The sequence below is a fragment of the Ilyobacter sp. genome, from assembly GCF_041583315.1.
Classification (GTDB): domain Bacteria; phylum Fusobacteriota; class Fusobacteriia; order Fusobacteriales; family Fusobacteriaceae; genus Ilyobacter.
In genome coordinates this window covers 1-3,132 of record NZ_JBFHGC010000349.1, presented here as the reverse complement: position 1 = coordinate 3,132, position 3,132 = coordinate 1, and the positions used below count along the sequence as shown (strand labels likewise).

Below are 3,132 nucleotides of genomic sequence, written 5' to 3'. Positions count from 1 at the left end.
TTTATTCAAGCCCGTAATTATTCATTTTTGTCCTCAAAGTATTTCTTGTTATACCAAGTATCTCAGCTGTTTCCACTTTCTTTCCGCTTGTCATCTCGAGAACCTGTCTTATGAGTTCTTTCTCCACTCTGGATATTACGTTTCCATAGTAATCTTTCTGGGAATTTCCCTTTAGGACGGATACCTCTCCCTCTATCCAGTCTGCCAGTATCCAGTCCTGAATATCTCCCCTTCTTTTGCTTATTTTAGCCCCTATAACGTTTGCCGGCAGATCTTCTACCAGTATGGAGTTTCCTCTGCACAGTGCCACTGCAGACCTCACTGCATTCTTCAGTTCACTGACATTTCCAGGCCAGTCGTATCTCATTATTTTCTTTATGGCAGGTTTTGATACCCCTTTTACGTTTTTTCCAAACTCCTCGTTACAGTCCATTATATAATGGTCTATTATAAAGGGAATATCGTCTTTCCTGTCTCTCAGCGGAGGTATGTCTATCTCTAGAACTTTCAGTTTGTGATATAGCTCCTCTATAAATTTACCGTTTACTATGAGTTCCTCTATATTTTCACTAGAAGCAGTTATTATTCTCAGATCCGTCTTCAAGAGCTGAGTTCCTCCGATTCTGAAAAACTCCCCCTCCTGGAGCACACCTAATATTTTTGACTGCATGTCTATACTGAGAGATTCTATATTTCCCAGATAGAGAGTTCCTCCGTTAGCCTTTTCTAGTTCTCCCACTTGATCAAAGGCCGCTCCTGGAAAAGCTCCTTTTTCATAACCAAAGATTTTCCTTTCAAGAAACTCATTTTGAAAAGCCGTACAATTTATACTCACAAATGGTTTCTCACTAAAGTCGCTAAACTGATGGATTGATATAGCCACAGACTTCTTACCGGTACCTTTTTCACCTGTTACCAACACAGGCACTCTGCTGGCTGCCATTTTACCTACCATTTTATAGACTTCTACGATCTCTTTTGTCTGACCTATGAGCTTGTCACCTGTGTTTTTATTTTTATCCACTTTCTCGGCCTTTAGTTTGTGATCCCTCACTGCTTTTTCCAAAAGTCTTGAAATTTTTAGTATTTCCACTGGCTTCAAAACATAGTCATAGGCTCCTGCTTTTATACTTCCTGCCACCAGATCAAGGTTAGATCTTTCACCCAATATCATTATAATAATTTTTCTCTGAGCTGCATTTATCATTTTGATAGACTCTATAAGCTGAGACTTTTCCATGGTATCGCTGTCCAACAATACAGCATCATACCTGGTTTCTTCTAATATCTCCAGAGCTCTCAATACCCCGTCTGCAAATTCTATACTTCCGTCTATGGATTCACCTATTCCATTTTTCAATCTAGCATCTAACAGTATGCCTAAAACATTCAAATACATCACCTACTCTCCTCTGACCAAATTAAATCTATACTCCAATAAAACTGTCCCTTTCACACTGAGACCGTTTTTTGTCAAGTATATCTTCCATGTTCTCCCTACCTCTTCTATAGCCTTGTTCATTTCAAGAATTCCGCTTCCTTTTTCCACTATCAGTGAATTGACTCTGCCGTCTGTTCCTATATCAATCTTAAGTTTAACTGAACCCGAAAGCCCTTTTTCCAAAGCAGATTGAGGATAAGTCGGATTTCTGTTGGAACTATCCCATTTGGCTGTTATATCCCCGTCTGCAAATCCCATCTTATGGCCTTTTGGCAGACCCTCTATTTTGTCCGATGCTGGAGACAGTAGTGTAAACTCCATCTCTTTTCCCTTGTCTTTTGATGAGAAACTTCCTGCTATCTCTTTCTCACTGACAATACTGTTTATGTTCTTTTGCTCAACTTCTTTTAGTTTTTCCTGTCCTTTTAGCTCTCCCTCTGTTACTGTGAGTTTTTCAGTTGTTTTTACCTGGGGAGCCGCCTTGTTATTATTTATCTCTTTTTTTATAAAGACAGTTCTTTCCACTTGTGGATTATCTATAGCCAACAGAGAGTCTATTTCAAAATCCGGACTTTCTATTTTTACAGGCTTGCTCTCTGTTTTCTTTACAGGTTCTAGATTTTCTTTCTCAACCTTTATCTCTTGTTTTACCTGGGGAATAGTTTTCTCCACTGATTCTTTTTCTGTTTTCTTGGGGGTGATCTTTCTGTTTTCGTCCTTTAATTCTACAAATCCCACACTTATTTTAGCCGTATCGACTATTGTTTCACGGATTCCAGGAAGAAGGAGGATGATAAAAAGATTCAGAATCAGCGATATCCCAAGACTACGAATATCATTTTTTTCCATAGTCTGCCTCCTACTTTGCAACAGCTGTATCTATATCTAGAGAACTTGCCCCTGCTTCTTTGGATATTGTCATTACTTCTACTATGAAACCATAATCAAGCTTTTTATCAGCAGTAATTATTACATTTTTCTCATTGCTGTTCAAAAGCTTTTCAGCAAGCTCCTCTTTCAGATTTTCAAGAGTAACTTTGATACTTTGCTTGGATTTAGATGCTTCTCTGTAGTTTAGATATAATTCGCTGTTCTCATCGATTATTATCTGAATTTCCTTGACCTCTTTGATCTCTTTTATTGTAGACTGAGGAAGATCGATCTTTATTCCGCTCAAATCCTCAAAAGTGGTAGCCACCATAAAAAATATAAGAAGGAGAAATACTACGTCAATAAGTGGTGTAAGCTCTAGAATCATGTTACCGCTGTTTCTTCTGGTCATTCTCTTCAATCTCATGGTTTTTACCTACTTTCTAAAGAAGTTGATCATTTCAACACTAGACTTTTCCATGTTATTTATTACAGTATCTATCCTTTTATTAAAATAGTTATAGAAAATCACTGCTGGTATTGCCACAGTTAGTCCACCTGCTGTTGTTATAAGGGCTTTAGATATCCCTTCAGCAAGTACAGAAGGATCTCCTGTCCCATATGATGCTATGGCATGAAATGCCTGTATCATCCCTGTAACTGTACCTAGTAACCCCAGAAGAGGCGTAGTATGTGCCACTATACCTAGTAACCACATCCCTCTTTCCAGTCTAGGAAGTTGTGCAAGACCTACCTCCCTGGCTTTTTCTTCCATGTGTACTATGTTACAATCTTTATTTTTAGTACACTGAAGCAGTAGC

4 protein-coding genes are annotated in these 3,132 nt (G+C 38.4%); all 4 read right to left on the bottom strand.

Annotated features, from left to right (window positions below):
- Position 1: 1 nt before the first annotated feature.
- The gene (locus ABZA26_RS11170) at positions 2 to 1,393 is read right to left on the bottom strand and encodes a sigma-54-dependent transcriptional regulator (RefSeq protein ID WP_372714607.1); all 1,392 of its coding nucleotides are present in this window, start codon (positions 1,391 to 1,393) and stop codon (positions 2 to 4) included.
- Positions 1,394 to 1,402: 9 nt separating this feature from the next.
- Positions 1,403 to 2,290, bottom strand: coding sequence for an energy transducer TonB (locus ABZA26_RS11165; RefSeq protein WP_372714606.1), 888 nt, complete (start codon positions 2,288 to 2,290; stop codon positions 1,403 to 1,405).
- 10 nt (positions 2,291 to 2,300) lie between these two features.
- On the bottom strand, positions 2,301 to 2,738 hold the full coding sequence (locus ABZA26_RS11160) for an ExbD/TolR family protein (protein WP_372714605.1): 438 nt from the start codon (positions 2,736 to 2,738) through the stop codon (positions 2,301 to 2,303).
- Positions 2,739 to 2,747: 9 nt separating this feature from the next.
- On the bottom strand, positions 2,748 to 3,132 hold a 385-nt coding region (locus ABZA26_RS11155; protein WP_372714604.1), incomplete at its 5' end, for a MotA/TolQ/ExbB proton channel family protein.